The sequence below is a fragment of the Billgrantia antri genome (assembly GCF_019430905.1).
Taxonomy (GTDB): domain Bacteria; phylum Pseudomonadota; class Gammaproteobacteria; order Pseudomonadales; family Halomonadaceae; genus Halomonas; species Halomonas antri.
In genome coordinates this window covers 567,292-582,970 of record NZ_JAHYCA010000003.1, presented here as the reverse complement: position 1 = coordinate 582,970, position 15,679 = coordinate 567,292, and the positions used below count along the sequence as shown (strand labels likewise).

12 protein-coding genes are annotated in these 15,679 nt (G+C 65.8%); 5 read left to right on the top strand and 7 right to left on the bottom strand.

The genetic code is table 11. The features are described 5' to 3' along the window. Position 1: 1 nt before the first annotated feature. Positions 2-1,399, top strand: coding sequence for an aspartate aminotransferase family protein (locus KPL81_RS10720; RefSeq protein WP_276314037.1), 1,398 nt, complete (start codon positions 2-4; stop codon positions 1,397-1,399). Further along, the gene (locus KPL81_RS10715; RefSeq protein ID WP_219791975.1) at positions 1,396-2,898 is read left to right on the top strand and encodes an aldehyde dehydrogenase; all 1,503 of its coding nucleotides are present in this window, start codon (positions 1,396-1,398) and stop codon (positions 2,896-2,898) included. Before KPL81_RS10720 ends, KPL81_RS10715 begins: the two co-directional genes overlap by 4 nt. An 88-nt stretch (positions 2,899-2,986) precedes the next feature. On the opposite strand, the gene KPL81_RS10710 is transcribed toward KPL81_RS10715, so the two are convergent. From KPL81_RS10710 to KPL81_RS10695, 4 genes are all read right to left on the bottom strand, one after another. After that, a complete protein-coding gene (locus KPL81_RS10710) occupies positions 2,987-3,475 on the bottom strand; it encodes a hypothetical protein (RefSeq protein WP_219791973.1) in 489 nt (162 codons plus the stop codon). A gap of 126 nt (positions 3,476-3,601) precedes the next feature. Continuing rightward, complete coding sequence (gene aguA / locus KPL81_RS10705) at positions 3,602-4,726, bottom strand: agmatine deiminase (RefSeq protein WP_240549167.1); 1,125 nt, start codon at positions 4,724-4,726, stop codon at positions 3,602-3,604. A gap of 8 nt (positions 4,727-4,734) precedes the next feature. Beyond that, the gene (locus KPL81_RS10700) at positions 4,735-6,204 is read right to left on the bottom strand and encodes a Na+/H+ antiporter NhaC family protein (protein WP_219791971.1); all 1,470 of its coding nucleotides are present in this window, start codon (positions 6,202-6,204) and stop codon (positions 4,735-4,737) included. A gap of 63 nt (positions 6,205-6,267) precedes the next feature. Beyond that, a complete protein-coding gene (locus tag KPL81_RS10695; RefSeq protein ID WP_219791969.1) occupies positions 6,268-7,677 on the bottom strand; it encodes an aminotransferase in 1,410 nt (469 codons plus the stop codon). A 163-nt stretch (positions 7,678-7,840) separates the two neighbouring features. Here KPL81_RS10695 and KPL81_RS10690 point away from each other — a divergent pair, with 163 nt between their 5' ends. Both KPL81_RS10690 and KPL81_RS10685 read left to right on the top strand, forming a co-directional pair. After that, positions 7,841-9,088: a M20 family metallo-hydrolase gene (locus KPL81_RS10690; protein WP_219791967.1), complete on the top strand. Its 1,248-nt coding sequence runs from the start codon at positions 7,841-7,843 to the stop codon at positions 9,086-9,088. Further along, a complete protein-coding gene (locus tag KPL81_RS10685; protein WP_219791965.1) occupies positions 9,085-10,584 on the top strand; it encodes an aldehyde dehydrogenase in 1,500 nt (499 codons plus the stop codon). Before KPL81_RS10690 ends, KPL81_RS10685 begins: the two co-directional genes overlap by 4 nt. Positions 10,585-10,652: 68 nt before the next feature. On the opposite strand, the gene KPL81_RS10680 is transcribed toward KPL81_RS10685, so the two are convergent. Then, positions 10,653-11,471 (bottom strand): helix-turn-helix transcriptional regulator, encoded by an 819-nt coding sequence (locus KPL81_RS10680; RefSeq protein ID WP_219791963.1) that lies wholly within the window; start codon positions 11,469-11,471, stop codon positions 10,653-10,655. 193 nt (positions 11,472-11,664) lie between these two features. Between KPL81_RS10680 and KPL81_RS10675 the strand changes: the two genes are divergently transcribed. Then, positions 11,665-13,041, top strand: a complete 1,377-nt coding sequence (locus tag KPL81_RS10675) for a DNA recombination protein RmuC (RefSeq protein ID WP_219791961.1) — start codon at positions 11,665-11,667, stop codon at positions 13,039-13,041. Positions 13,042-13,068: 27 nt separating this feature from the next. Here KPL81_RS10675 and KPL81_RS10670 read toward each other — a convergent pair whose 3' ends face one another. Both KPL81_RS10670 and KPL81_RS10665 read right to left on the bottom strand, forming a co-directional pair. Beyond that, a complete protein-coding gene (locus KPL81_RS10670) occupies positions 13,069-14,763 on the bottom strand; it encodes a methyl-accepting chemotaxis protein (protein ID WP_219791959.1) in 1,695 nt (564 codons plus the stop codon). A gap of 240 nt (positions 14,764-15,003) precedes the next feature. Continuing rightward, positions 15,004-15,555, bottom strand: a complete 552-nt coding sequence (locus tag KPL81_RS10665) for a cupin domain-containing protein (protein WP_219791957.1) — start codon at positions 15,553-15,555, stop codon at positions 15,004-15,006. Positions 15,556-15,679: the final 124 nt, after the last annotated feature.

Genomic DNA, 15,679 nt, shown 5'->3' with positions numbered 1-15,679 from the left:
CATGCAGACCCAGACCTACCGCCAGTTGGATCGTGACCACCACCTGCACCCCTTCACCGACTTCAAGGCACTGGCGGAGGAGGGTAGCCGCATCGTCACTCACGCCGAGGGTATCTATATCCATGACAGCGAGGGCCATCGCATCCTCGACGCCATGGCCGGGCTGTGGTGCGTGAACCTCGGCTATGGTCGCGAGGAACTGGTCGAGGCGGCCACCGCGCAGCTGCGCGAACTTCCCTACTACAACAACTTCTTCAAGAGCACCCATCCACCGGCGGTGAAGCTGGCCGAGGCGCTGTGCCGGCTGGCACCGCCGCACATGAACCGGGTGTTCTTCACCGGCTCGGGTTCCGAGGCCAACGATACCGTGCTGCGCATGGTGCGGCGCTACTGGGCCCTGGAAGGGAAGTCCGACAAGCAGTGGGTGATCGCGCGCGACAACGCCTACCACGGCTCCACTGTGGCCGGCCTGAGCCTGGGCGGCATGGCGCCGATGCATGCCCAGGGCGGCCCGACGGTGCCGAAGATAGCCCATGTGCGCCAGCCCTATTGGTTTGGGGAAGGGCGCGATACCAGCCCCGACGCCTTCGGCCGCGAGTGCGCCGCGGCGCTCGAGGCGAAGATTCTCGAGCTCGGCGAGGAGAACGTCGCGGCTTTCATCGCCGAGCCGGTGCAGGGCGCTGGCGGTGCCATCATCCCGCCGCAGAGCTACTGGCCGGCCGTCAAGGAGGTGCTGGCCAGGTACGACATCCTGCTGGTAGTCGACGAGGTGATCTGTGGCTTCGGTCGCCTGGGCGAGTGGTTCGGCAGCGTGCATTACGGCCTCGAACCCGACCTGATGCCGATTGCCAAGGGGCTCTCGTCCGGTTACCTGCCGATCGGTGGCGTGCTGGTGGGCGACCGCATCGCCGAGACGCTGATCGAGCGCGGCGGTGAATTCTTCCATGGCTTCACCTACTCCGGTCATCCCGCCTGTGCCGCCGTGGCGCTGAAGAACCTCGAGCTGATGCAGGCCGAGGGCATCGTCGAGCGGGTACGGGACGACGTTGGCCCCTATCTCGCCGAGCGCTGGGCCACTCTGGCCGGTCATCCCTTGGTGGGCGAAGCGCGCTCGCTGGGGTTGATCGGTGCGCTGGAGCTGGTCGATCCGGCTACCGGCGAGCGTTTTGCCAAGTCGCTCGGTGCCGGCACCCTGTGTCGCGACATCTGCTTCGATCATGGCCTGGTGATGCGCTCGGTGGGTGATACGATGATCATTTCACCGCCGCTGGTGATCACCCGCGCCGAAATCGATGAACTGGTGCGCCTGGCCCGCGAGGCGCTGGATGAGACCGCGCGGCGGCTGGCCGCATGCGAGCAGGCGGATGAGTCACCCTTAAGAGAGGAGTCCGGATCGTGAGCCGTACGTCATCTCCACGCACCCTGGCCGACTGGCAGGCCCTGGCAGCCGAGCTAGCCTTCGAATCGCGCGCCTTTATCGACGACACCTTCGTCGATGCCGACAGCGGCGACACCTTCGAGTCGCGCAATCCGGCCACCGGCGAGCTCCTGGCCCAGGTGGCCAGCTGCGACGAACCCGACGCCGAGCGCGCCGTGGCGGCGGCGCGCCACGCCTTCGCCGGCGGCGCGTGGTCGCGCCTGGCGCCGGGCAAGCGCAAGAAGACCCTGCTGCGTCTGGCCGAGCTGATGGAGGCCCACAAGCACGAGCTGGCGCTGCTTGACACCCTCGACATGGGCAAGCCCATCACGAGCTCGCTGGGCGACATGGCCGGCGCCATCGGCTGCATCCGCTACCAGGCCGAGTGCATCGACAAGCTCTACGGCGAGGTGGCGCCCACCGGCGAAGACTCCCTGGCCCTGGTGCTGCGCGAGCCGATCGGCGTGGTGGCGGCCATCGTGCCGTGGAACTTCCCGCTGATGATGACCGCCTGGAAGATCGCCCCGGCGCTGGCCGCCGGCAACAGCGTGATCCTCAAGCCCTCGGAGAAGTCGCCGCTATCGGCGCTGCGCCTGGCCCAACTGGCCAATGAGGCCGGCCTGCCCAAGGGCGTATTCCAGGTGCTGCCGGGCTTCGGCCACACCGTGGGCAAGGCCCTGGCGCTCTCCATGCAGGTCGACTGCCTGGCCTTCACCGGCTCCACCGCGGTGGGCAAGCAGCTGATGCAGTACGCCGGGCAGTCCAACCTCAAGCGGGTCTACCTGGAGTGCGGCGGCAAGTCGCCGAATCTCGTCTTCGCCGACTGCAAGGACCTCGACCAGGTGGCCAGCCATGCCGCCGCGGCGATCTTCCACAACCAGGGCGAAGTGTGCATCGCCGGCTCCCGGCTGCTGGTGGAGAATTCGATTCGCGACGACTTCGTCGAGCGGGTGCTGAAAGCCGCCGAGACCATGCAGCCGGGCGATCCGCTGGACCCGGCGAGCTTCATGGGCGCCATCGTCGACGAGGCCCAGCACCGCCGCATCCTCGACTACATTCGCCAGGGCGTGGAGGAGGGCGCGCGGCTGCGCAGCGGCGGCCAGGCCATCGACGGGCCGGGGCTGTTCATTCCGCCGACGGTGTTCGACGGCGTGACGCCGCAGATGACCATCGGCCGCGAAGAGATCTTCGGCCCGGTGCTGGCGGTGTTCGGCTTCGACAGCGAAGACGAAGCCATCGCCATGGCCAACGACACGCCCTACGGCCTGGCGGCGGGGCTGTGGAGCCAGGACATCGACCGCATCATGCGCGTGACGCGGCGGCTGCAGTCGGGCCAGGTGTTCGTCAACAACTGGGCCGGGGGCGACCAGACCATGCCCTTCGGCGGGGTCAAGCAGTCGGGCAACGGGCGCGACAAGTCGCACCACAGCCTGGAGGAGTACTCCGAACTCAAGAGCGTGTGGATCAATCTCGCTACCTGAGCGAGCCTCTCGGAAGAGGATCTTCTACAGCGACGAGGCCGGCCCCATGGGGCCGGCCTCGTGGTTTCTGTGGCTGCCGCGAAGCTGATCAGCCGCGGCCGCCGCCGGCACCACCGCCGCCGGCACCACCACCGCCGCCGGCACCACCACCGCCGGCACCACCACCGCCGGCACCACCGCCGCCGGCACCACCGCCGCCGGCACCACCGCCGCCGGCACCGCCAGCGTTAGCGGCGCCCATGCCACCGGCATTCCCGCCGGCAGCACTCCCGTCGGCCTGATCAGGTGCCTCGGTGCTGCGCCCGCCGCTGGCGGTGCCGCTGATGGTTTGGCCGTCGACTCCGCCCTGGCTCACCGCCTCCTGGGCGGTCTCCAGGCCAAAGCTGGCTGCTTCTGGGGTCTCTTCGCTGGCCGTATCGAGGCTTTCCAGTGCCTGCTCTCGAGTCTCGGGCTGGCTCTCCTCAACGACAACTCCGTTATCGAGTTCCTCAGTCGTTGCCGGACCTTCCTGGGCGAGAACTGTCAATGGCAGGGTGCCAGCCACGAGTGCCATGCCGATCAGGTGTTTTCCAAGCATTGTCGCGCTCCTATTGAATCGCTGTGTCCAGCTTCGCTAAGGCCTTCGCCCGCCTGCGTGTGGTCTCTTCTCAAGGGAGCCTGTTAATAGCATGCTCCAGGGGGCGAAGTTCGACAAGCGAGTGCCTCAGCGTGGCCGCCTAGACTGGGGCTGCTGCTGGGTAATGCAGTGGATATTGCCGCCGCCGAGCAGGATCTCCCGGGCCGGTACGCCGATCACGCGACGGTCGGGAAACAGCCCCTGGAGAATGTCGCGGGCCTGCTCGTCGCGGCGCGGATCGAGCAGCGGCATGACCACCACCGTGTTGCCGATGTAGAAGTTGACGTAGGAACCGGCCATGCGGTCACCGGGACGCCGCGGGTGGGAGCTGCTCAACCGGTCGATGCCGCTGGCTTCGTCCTCCTCGATGAACAGCGGGCCCGGCTGGGGCAGCTTGTGCACACGCAGCTTGCGGCCCTTGGCATCGGTCGACGATTCCAGCGCCTGCAGGGCTTCCCGACAGATGGCGTGCTGGGGATCGGTCTCGTCGTCGCACCAGCTCATTGCCACCTCGCCGGGGGCGACGAAGCAGCACAGGTTGTCCACATGGCCGTCGGTCTCGTCCAGGTGGCAGCCCCGAGGCAGCCAGACCACCTTCTCGATACTCAGGGTGTCGCGCAGCACCCGCTCCATTGCCTCGCGATTCATGCCGGGATTGCGGTTGGGATTGAGCAGGCACTCCTCCGTGGTCAGCAGCGTACCCTCGCCATCGACATGGATCGCGCCGCCTTCCAGTACCACCGGGGCGGTGAAGCGGGGAATACCGAGCATCTCGGCGATCTTGGTGCGAATGCGCCGGTCCTTGTCCCAGGGGAAGTAGAGCCCTCCGTCGAGGCCGCCCCAGGCATTGAATTGCCAATCGACCATGGCCAGGCGACCGTCTGGGTGGGTAAGGAAAGTGGGGCCCACGTCGCGCATCCAGGCGTCATTGCTCGAAATCTCCACCACCCTCACCTGTGGTGGCAGCTGGTGGCGGGCATTCTCGTATTGCTCGTCGTTGACGCCGACGTAGACCGTCTCGCTCTCGGCGATGGCGGTGGCCACCTCGACGAAGGCCTGCTGGGCCGGCTTGGCGCCGAAGCGCCAGGTATCCGGTCGCTGGGGCCACAGCATCCAGCAGGCGTCGTGAGGGGCGAACTCGGCGGGCATGGCATAGCCCTGAGCCTTGGGCGTCGAGTCGGCGAGTGCGGTGGCGTTCATCGGTACGTTCATGGGGATTCTCACATTAGCCCGGCCAACAGGAAGATGGCGGCCGAAATGCCGGCGGCGATCAGGACATAGGGAAGCTGGGTCAGCGCGTGAGCCATGGGCGTGCAGCCGGAACCCTGGGCGGAAAGGACCGTGGAGTCGCCATAGAAACAGGCGTGGCTGCCGAAGGCGCTGGCCGAAATCAGGGCACCGATCACCAGCGGCATATGGGCATCCATACTGGCCGCCAGCGGCAGCACGATGGGCAGCGCCACGGCGAATAGCCCCCAGAAGGAAGCGGTGGCGAAGGCCAGGAAGGCCATTGTCACGAACACAACTACCGGCAGCATGCCCGGCGTCATCAGCGGCTGCACAGTAGCGATCACGTAGTCCGTGAGCCCGAGCATGTCGTTGACTTCCTTGAGGGCGAAACCGGCCACCAGGGTGCCCAGCGGCATGATCATCGCCTTGAAGCCGTCCAGGGCGGTATCGAAGGTATCATGGAAGCTGAGCAGGCGTTGCACGCCGATCAGCACCAGGGTCACGGCCAGTGCCACGATCACTCCACGCAAGATGTCGATATCGTAATACCAGGTGAAGAAGACCAGCGTGACGATAGGCAGCAGGAAATTGAGCAGGTGAGGCCGCTTGCGCCCATCGTCCGCCACTTCCAGGGCGCCGTCGTCGACCCCTGTCGGAATCGGCTGTCCGGCGGCGGCACGGGCTTCGGCGGCCTTCATGGGTCCGAAATCGGGGAGCCAGCCGAGGGCTACCAGCGGCACCAGCGCCGCTGCCACCCAGGCGTAGAACATGAAGGGGATCGCTTCAATATAAAGCTGCATGCCGTTACCGGTCACGTCGTTGTCTTCCAGCAGGCCGGCAAAGAACACGGCCCAGGTGGAGAAGGGCACCAGGATGCAGATCGGGGCTGCGGTGGAGTCCACCACGTAGGCGAGCTTCTCTCGCGAGATGTTGAAGCGGTCGGTGATCTTCTTCATCGAGGCGCTGATGGTCAGCGCGTTGAGGTAGTCATCGACGAAGATGATGAGACCGAGTACCCAGGTGGCCAGCAGGCTCTGGCGGCGGCCGTGGATGCGCCGGGTGACGGCATCGCCGAAGCTCAATACGCCGCCTGTCTTGACCAGCAGGGCGATCAGGCTGCCGAACAGGCCACAGACCAGAATGATCCAAGTGACGGTATCGTTGCCCAGCACCGTCAGGAGGATATCCGAACCCTGCGACACCACTGTGGTGGGATCTATCATCAGCAGGCCCACCAGGGCGCCCATGAGCAGCGACTCGATGGTGCGTCGGGTGAGGATGGCCATGCCCAGCACCACGGCGGTGGGTAACAGGCTGTAGACGCCATAGTCGTCGCCGTCGATCAGTGCCAAGCCGCTGAGGCTGGCAATCAGCAAGATACCGAGAAATAGCAGGCCGCCCTTGGTGGAGCCGCCAACGCTATGGGGGTGGGCCGTCGGGCCCGAAGGTGAGTGTGTCATGGTCGTCAACCTTTGTTGTTGTACGTTGCTCTATTGGTAGCATCGCTGGCAGCAGCCGGCGGGTTACAGATAACCGTCCTTGCGTAGCGATGCCGTGGTCGCGGCGAAGGCCTCGTCGAGGATCGCCACCACCCGATCCACCACGTCACGGTCCCAGATCAGCGGCGGCGAGATGATGTTGAGATGGCCCACCGGGCGGATGATCAGGCCGCGTTTCTGGGCCTCGGCGGCGACCCGGTCACCGACCCGTGCCTCCACCGGCAGCAACTTCCTGGTGGCCTTGTCGGCGACGTTCTCGATGGCCAGCATGAAGTGGCTGCCCCTTACGTCGCCGACGGTTTCATGATGCGAAAGCGTCTTTAGCTGCCGCTCCAGGTAGGGCCCCACTTCGCGCACGTTCTCGCAGATGCCTTCTCGCTCGATGATCTCGATGTTCTTGAGCGCCGCGGCACAGCTCACCGGATGGCCGGAGTAGGTGAAGCCGGTGCTCAGCACGCCGCCCTTGCGCTGGGGGGTGCCCAGCACCTCGTAGATCGCATCGGAGATCAGCGTGGCGCCCAGCGGGGCATAGCCGGAGGAGAGCCCCTTGGCGCAGTTGATGATGTCCGGCTGGGTGTCGAACACCGCCTCGGAAGCGAAGAAGTGGCCCAGGCGACCGAAGCCGGTGACCACTTCGTCGGCAATATAGAGAATGTCGTGGGCGCGACACACCGCCTGCATGCGGGCATGGTAGCCCTGAGGTGCCATCAGCACGCCGCCGGCGCCCATGATCGGCTCGGCAATGAAGGCGGCGATGTTGCCGGCACCGATATCGGCGATGGTCTCCTCCAGTTCGGCCACCAGGTGATCGCAGTAGTCGGCCTCGCTCATCCCCGCCGGGCGGCGGTAGCAGTTGGCCTCGCTGAGGTGGGTCACCAGGTGGTCGAGTGTATCGAAGTCCCAGTTGTTGCTTTCGATGCCGGTTAGGGTGGCAGCCAGGTAAGTGGTGCCGTGATAGGCGTTGTTGCGTGACAGGATACGCTTCTTGTTGGGCTTGCCCAGCCGGTTGAAGTAGTAGTGCACCAGGCGGATCGTGGCGTCATTGGCCGCCGAGCCGCCGCAACTGAAGAAGACATGGTTGAGGTTTGCCGGTGCCAGCTCGGCAAGCTTGGCGGCAAGTTCTGCCGCCGGCGCGTTCGACAGATTGTTGAAGGTGGAGAAATAGGCCATGCGGGTGGCCTGCTCGGCCATGGCCTGGCCGATCTCGGCGCGGCCATGACCGACGTTGACGCACCACAGGCCGGCGATGCCATCGATGAAGCGGTGGCCGTGGATGTCCTCGACGTAGATGCCGTCGCTGTCGACGATCAGGTCGCAGCCCTTTTCATGAAACAGGCTGAAGTCGGTGAACGGATGGATGAAGTGATCCCTGTCCTTCTGCCACAGCGCCCGGGCATCGTAGGTCCGGGGTGGCGTGCGGGTAGCGGTGGTCATGGTTGGCCTCGCGTGTCGATGTCGTTGTTGGTGTGTGCTGCATTGAGGTCAGGATCAGACTAGCGAGGGGGTGGTAGCGGGGAACATATCCTGATTGGGGTATATCGGTTCCGCGACGGGTCGGCCTAGGGTTGGGATATAAAGACAAAGGGAGGCAACCTGTATGAGCGTTTCCATCGACGGCCAGCGGCTCTGGGCGAGCTTGATGGCCATGGCCGAGATCGGCCCCACCGAAAATGGCGGCAGCTGTCGCCTCGCATTGACCGAAGAGGACGCCACCGGGCGGCGACTGCTGATCGAGTGGTGCGAGGCGCTCGGCTGCACGCTGCGCGTCGACCGGGTCGGCAACCTCTTTCTCCGTCGCCCCGGCAAGTGCGATGACCTCGATCCAGTGGCCACCGGCAGCCACCTCGACACCCAGCCCAAGGGCGGTCGTTTCGACGGTATTCTCGGGGTTCTGGCGGGGCTCGAGGTATTCCGCACCCTCCATGACCATGACATCGTCACTGAACGTCCTCTGGAACTGGTGGTCTGGACCAACGAGGAGGGCAGCCGCTTCGCCCCGGCCATGGTCGCTTCTGGCACCTATGCCGGCGAGTTCAGCGTCGAGTCGACCCTGGCACGCAAGGATCGCGACGGCGTCTCCTTCGGCGAGGCGCTCTCTGCCTGCGGCTTCGCCGGCGAGCTGCCGGTGGGCGAACCGCGGCTCGACGCCTTCTTCGAGCTGCATATCGAGCAGGGGCCGGTGCTGGAGCAGGAGGGGGAGGCCATTGGCGTGGTCACCGGCGTGCAGGGCATGCGCTGGTTCGACGTGACCCTGCGCGGCCAGTCGGCCCATGCCGGGCCTACACCGATGCGCTACCGCCACGATGCCCTGGCCGCCGCGGCGCGCCTGCTCGATCGCCTGCAGGCGCACGCCATGGCCGACGACAGCGGTGCCACCAAGGTTACTTTCGGCTGCCTGGAGATCGACAGCCCCTCGCGCAACGTGATTCCCGGCGAGGTGCGACTGAGCGTGGATCTGCGCCATGTCGACGAGGGCGAGCTGGATGCTCTGGAGGCCCGCTATGACCAAGAGCTGGCCGCCGCGACCGAGAGGTTCGGCGTGGAAGCGGCCAGCGAACGGATCTGGGCCTCGCCAGTGGTCGACTTCGACGCCGGTTGCATCGAGGCCGTGGAGCGCGCTGCCCGCGGCCAGGGGGTGCCGTACCGGCGGATGATGAGCGGGGCCGGCCATGATTCGGTCTATGTCTCGCGGGTGGCGCCGACCGCGATGATCTTCATTCCCTGTCGTGACGGCATCAGCCACAACGAGGCCGAGTACGCCACGCCAGAGCACTGCGCCTTGGGTGCCCAGGTACTCTGCGATGCCCTGCTGGAACGCGCCAACCCTCAAGGAGGTGCGCAATGAGCTTCGAAGCCCCCGGAACTCGCGACGATTGGCACGCCCTGGCACACTCCTTGGTCCCGGAGAGCCGCGCCTTTATCGACGACGCCTTCGTCGACGCCGACAGCGGTGACACCTTCGAGTCACGCAATCCGGCCACCGGCGAGCTGCTGGCCCAGGTGGCCAGCTGCGACGAACCCGACGCCGAGCGCGCGGTGGCAGCGGCGCGCCACGCCTTCGCCGGCGGCGCGTGGTCGCGCCTGGCGCCGGGCAAGCGCAAGAAGACCCTGCTGCGTCTGGCCGAGCTGATGGAGGCCCACAAGCACGAGCTGGCGCTGCTCGACACCCTCGACATGGGCAAGCCCATCACGAGCTCGCTGGGCGACATGGCCGGCGCCATCGGCTGCATCCGCTACCAGGCCGAGTGCATCGACAAGCTCTACGGCGAGGTGGCGCCCACAGGCGAGGACTCCCTGGCCCTGGTGCTGCGCGAGCCGATCGGCGTGGTGGCGGCCATCGTGCCGTGGAACTTCCCGCTGATGATGACCGCCTGGAAGATCGCCCCGGCGCTGGCCGCCGGCAACAGCGTGATCCTCAAGCCCTCGGAGAAGTCGCCGCTATCGGCGCTGCGCCTGGCCCAACTGGCCAAGGAGGCCGGCCTGCCCAAGGGCGTGTTCCAGGTGCTGCCGGGCTTCGGCCACACCGTGGGCAAGGCCCTGGCGCTCTCCATGCAGGTCGACTGCCTGGCCTTCACCGGCTCCACCGCGGTGGGCAAGCAGCTGATGCAGTACGCCGGGCAGTCCAACCTCAAGCGGGTCTACCTGGAGTGCGGCGGCAAGTCGCCGAATCTCGTCTTCGCCGACTGCAAGGACCTCGACCAGGTGGCCAGCCATGCCGCCGCGGCGATCTTCCACAACCAGGGCGAAGTGTGCATCGCCGGCTCCCGGCTGCTGGTGGAGAATTCGATTCGCGACGACTTCGTCGAGCGGGTGCTGAAAGCCGCCGAGATCATGCAGCCGGGCGATCCGCTGGACCCGGCGAGCTTCATGGGCGCCATCGTCGACGAGGCCCAGCACCGCCGCATCCTCGACTACATTCGCCAGGGCGTGGAGGAGGGCGCGCGGCTGCGCAGCGGCGGCCAGGCCATCGACGGGCCGGGGCTGTTCATTCCGCCGACGGTGTTCGACGGCGTGACGCCGCAGATGACCATCGGCCGCGAAGAGATCTTCGGCCCGGTGCTGGCGGTGTTCGGCTTCGACAGCGAAGACGAAGCCATCGCCATGGCCAACGACACGCCCTACGGCCTGGCGGCGGGACTGTGGAGCCAGGACATCGACCGCATCATGCGCGTGACGCGGCGGCTGCAGTCGGGCCAGGTGTTCGTCAACAACTGGGCCGGGGGCGACCAGACCATGCCCTTCGGCGGGGTCAAGCAGTCGGGCAACGGGCGCGACAAGTCGCACCACAGCCTGGAGGAGTACTCCGAGCTCAAGAGCGTGTGGATGGCACTAGCCCCCTGAGCACTCGCCTTCGATACGGTCTTCGACATGCCGACTCCCTGACACGGGAGCCGGCTTTTTTGCGAGCGTCATACCGCCTGCTGGCGCGATACCAGGGCCACGTGGTCGAGGAACAGCCGAAACAGCTGCGACTGGCTGGAGACCTCCAGGCGCTGGTAGATGTGCTTGCGGTGAACCTTGACCGTGCCGTCGCTGATATCGAGCTCCCGGGCTGCGGATTTGGTCGAATGGCCGGCCAGCAGCAGGCGCACGATTTCCTGTTCGCGAGTCGTCAGTATCCCGGCGCCGAAGCTGGCGAGAGCGACTTCCACCGGCTCCTGCTCGGCCAGGCGCTGCTGGAACTGGTTCCCCTGCCATTTCCAATATTCGACCAGCAGCGCTTCCGCCATGGGTGAGAGGTGGCGCAAGGCTTGCAGGGCGCGCCGGGTCAGCGGTGGCGACTTGGCACCGAACCCCAGCGACACGGCAATGACCACCTCCTCATCCACTCGGCAGAAGAAGCCGACTTCATCGACCAGGCCCAAGGCACGGTAGTAATGAGCGTAGTATTCACTGGCTTCGAAGCGATCCGGGGCCAGCTCGCGCAGGCGATGGGCGCCCTGATCCAGGCCGTTGCTCACTGCCGTGAAGAAGGGATCGAGCAGATAGGCCTGGCTCAGGTAGCGCTCGACACCCTGCTCGTGGCGATGCGGCGGGTAGTCGTCGTGGATCAGCAGCGGTTGCCGGCGGCCACGATAGGCGTTGATCAGCACGGTTTCGTGACCCACCAGCTCGCGTAGCGTCTGGTCGAGCCGGGCGGGTAGGTCGGGGGTTGCCGCCGTGCGCAGCAGGCGAGCCAGCTGCTGGTGCCAGGCATGGCTTTCGGAACGGGCAAGGAAGTCGAGCATTGCAGGTGCATCAGTAGAGTCTGGCTTTCACGATAGCATGGCCCTGCGTTGATGCCTGGACGCCGTTCGTTGATGGCTGAGCTGAAGACGAAACGTTGAGCGATGCCAGGCTGGGCGCGATGCAGGCCGTGACAAACTCGGCGGTATTGAGGAGACTTGCGAGCTATCCCTTTGCTGCAGCAGGAGAATACTCTTGACCGATCTCACCGCCCTGCTGGCCTCCCTGCCCCAGGGCATTGTCCTGATGGCTGCCACGTTGGCGGCGTTCCTGTTTGCCTTCGGCCTGGCCGGCTGGCTTGCGGCCCGCCGCCAGCGCGCCGAAGCGCAACGTCACGAGGCCGCTCTGGCCGCTCTCCGGGAGCGCCTCGCCGAGCGTGAGCAGCGCCTCGACCAGCTTCAGCGCGAGCTGGGCGAGGTACAGGTCAGTGAAGCGCGCCTGGCCACCATGCTGGAACAGAAGCAGCAGCACTTCGAGGCGCAGCTGGCCCTGCTACGCGACAGCCGCGACCAGCTGCGCCAGGAATTCGAAAACCTGGCCAACGAGATCCTCGAACGCAAGGGGCGCGCCTTCTCGGAGCTTTCCCAGCAGCGCATCAGCGGCCTGCTGCAGCCGATCCAGGCCGAGATGAAGGGCTTTCGCGAGAAGGTCGAGACGATCCACCGCCACGACACCGAGCAGCGCGCCGGTCTGCGCGCCGAGCTGCGCCACCTGCAAGCGCTCAATCGTGAGATCACCGATCAGGCCGAGCGCCTGACCCAGGCGCTGCAGGGCCAGAAGAAGGTGCAGGGCAACTGGGGCGAGCTGATGCTCGAGAACGTGCTGGAGGGTTCCGGCCTGCGCCCCGGCAAGGATTACCAACGTGAGGTGAGTTTCACCACGGCCGAGGGTCGCCGGCGGCCCGATGCGGTGGTCTACCTGCCCCAGGGGCGTCACCTGGTGATCGACGCCAAGACCTCATTGTCGGCCTATGTGCGCTACGTCAACGCCGATGACGAACACGAGCGCGGGCTGGCCCTGGCGGCCCATGCCAGGGCGGTGGGCGAACGTATCGCCGAGCTTGCCGACAAGCAGTACTACGACCTGCCGGGCCTCAACTCGCCCGACGTGGTGATCATGTTCATTCCGGTGGAATCGGCCTACGTCGAGGCGCTCAAGCACGACGAGACGCTTTATCAGCGCGCCATCGAGCACAACGTGCTGGTGGCGACCCCCACCACGCTGTTGACCAGCCTCAACGTGGTGCGCCAGCTGTGGCGCTTCGAGGATCAGAGCCGCCACAGCGCCGAGCTCGCCAGCCGCGCCGAGAGGTTCTACAACAAGCTGCGCCTGTTCCTCGAGAGCATGCAGGAGGTGCAGGCGAAACTCGACGGCGCTCGCGACAGCTACGACCGCGCCATGGGGCAACTGGTCAACGGGCGCGGCAACCTGATCAAGCAGGCCGCCGAGTTTCAGGAGCTGGGGGTGGCGGTGAAGAAAGAGCTGCCCGCCGAATTGGTTGAACGGGCGGGGCTGGAACTGGAAAGCGAGCGCCCCCGTACGACCGTGCCGGACGGGGGCGCTGTGGAGTAACCGGCTGCGTCTACCGGCAGGGTCGGGTCAGAAGCTAGCCCATTCGGGCTCAGGCTTGTGGCCTGTCAGCTGCAGCTGAGGCAGGAAGGGCGAGGAAGCATTCCTGGGCGCTGTCTCGATCCCTGCGCTGCGCTGCCCAGGATTCGTCGGCAACTGGAAGGCAGACATGGCCGTCATCAGCTGCCGTGCATGCTGGCGGAGGTTGTCGGCCGCCGTAGCGCTCTCCCCGACCAGCGTAGCGTTCTGCTGGGTGACCCGGTCCATCTCGGCCACGGCGGTGCCGGCTTCCTGCACCCCGGCGCTCTGTTCCACGCTGGCCTGGCTGATCTCGCGCATCAGTTGGCTGACCCGTGCAATAGCCGCAACGATCTCCTCAGTGGCCTGGCGTGCTTCCGTGGCCCGGGCATTACCGCTCTTCACGCGCTCGATGTTGCTGGTGACCAGTTCATTGATTTCGCTAGCGGCATCGGCGCTCTTCTGGGCCAGCTTGCGCACTTCTGCAGCGACCACGGCAAAGCCACGGCCATGTTCGCCGGCACGTGCTGCCTCCACCGAGGCGTTGAGCGCCAGGATGTTGGTCTGAAAGGCAATGTCGTCGATGGTCGAGATGATCGTTGCGATCTCGCCGGCGCTCTTGTCGAGCTCATCCATTGTTGCTGCCATTTGCTCGATTGCGTTGCCTCCCTGGCGGGCCGTATGCGATGCGTTTTCGGCCTCACGGCTGGCCTGGCCGGCGTTCTCGGTATTCTGCACCACGGCACCGTTGAGCTCCTCCATGGCCGAGGCGGTCTGGGTCAGGGCGCTGGCCTGCTGCTGGGTACGTGAGGCGAGATCGGTATTGCCCTCTGCAATCTGCTCGCTGTTGCTGGCCACCGCTTCGGCGGCGGCTCGTACCTGGGATACGATGTATTGCAACTGGCGTGCCATCCCCACCTGGGCGGCCATGATGCTGCGCTCGTCGTTCTTGCGCAGGCGCCCGGCAGTGGCCAGCTCGCCGCGGCCGATCGCTTCCGCGAAGGCGCGCACCTCATGCGGCTCGGCGCCCAGCTCGCGCAGCAACTGACGGGCGAGCAGGTAGGCGATGCCGCCCCCCACGAGCAAGGCTGCAAGGCACAAGGCCAGCATCAGCATCTGGAAGCCGGCAGCGGTATCGCGGGCCAGGGCGCTGTCGGCGGCACTTTCGGCCTCCTGGTGGTCGATGAAGGCATTGATGCTGTCGAGCCAGGCGAAGAAGGCGGGGCCGGCGGCGCTGAGCAGCCGCTCCCGGGCTGCGACGAGATTCCCTTGTTCGCGCTGTTGCATGACCTCTGCCGCCAGGCGCTGGGTGGATTCGGCCTGACGCTCCACGGCGGCCAGCAGCTCCCGCTCACGTGGCGTGACGCTTTCGCGCGTCATTTCGCTCATGCCGCTGGCAGCGAGTCGATAGTCGTCGGCCAAGGCCCGGTAGTCGTTCTGCAGCGCTGCCAATTCCGGTTGTGTCTCCACCAGGGTCATGTCGCGCAGCAGGATAGCGCGGTCATGCACGCTGCCCCGCCAGTCGATGGCGTGACGCAGCTTGACGCCATTGACGTCATTGATGGTGGTAAGGCTGCGGTCGATACGGTTGACCTGCACGATGCCGATGGCAGTGAGCAGCACGATCAGGGCGAGCACGGCGGAAAAGCCGAGAAGCAAACGGGTGCGGATGCCGAGCCGGGCAAGGCTGGCGCTGATGGCCTTCATGATGTCGTTCCTTCTGCGTGGAGGGGCGTGCAATTGTTATACAAGGCATACTCTATAGGGCACGCAAAAAGTTGTACAATCATTTGACACTATTTATGCCATAGCCACGTCATAGCTACGTCATAGCCACGTAGAGGGTCGATTGATAGCAGTATCTAGCTATTAGAATTAAAAAACCTGCCGTACAGGGCAGGTCCTTTGAAAAACTTGTACAGGAAGGGGTGGTGCTGGTCGGCTTGGCTAGAAGGCGCGGGCCGGCGTGCAGCAGCTCACCAGTCGGCAGGAGGCCTTGCCGGGGTTGCGGAAGCGGTGGGGTACGTTGGTATCGAAGTAGTAGGCCTCGCCGGGCCCGAGCAGGCGGGTTTCGGCGCCGATGGTGATCTCGATCTCGCCCTCGAGCACCACACCGGCTTCTTCGCCCTGGTGGGCAATCATCTCGCGACCGGTGTCGGCACCGGGGGGGTAGGTCTCGATCATGAACGCCAGGGCACGGCTAGCGCGATTGGCGCCGACCAGCTTGTAGATGACTTCGCCGCTGCCTACGTCGGCCAGCTCCTCGGCGGAGTAGAAGACCTGGTTTCGGCTCTCCATGTCCAGCGTGAAGAAGTCCCCGACGCTGATGGGTATGGCATCGAGGATCTTCTTCAGCGAACTGACAGAGGGGCTGACCTTGCCCTGCTCGATCAGCGACAGGCTGGAGTGGGTGACCCCGCAGCGCTTGGCCAGCTCGCGCTGGGAGATGCCGCGCAGGGTGCGCAGCGCACGCAGACGTGTGCCTACATCATCCGACATCCTCGGCTCCTTGGGTCTGGTGGGAAAAGCGCCGTAAAACGTCACGAGCGATGGCAGGTTGGGAGCCGCCGGAGCGGAGGAGCCGGAGTTTACTGGTGTCAGTGAGGATTCCGAGCACCGCCGG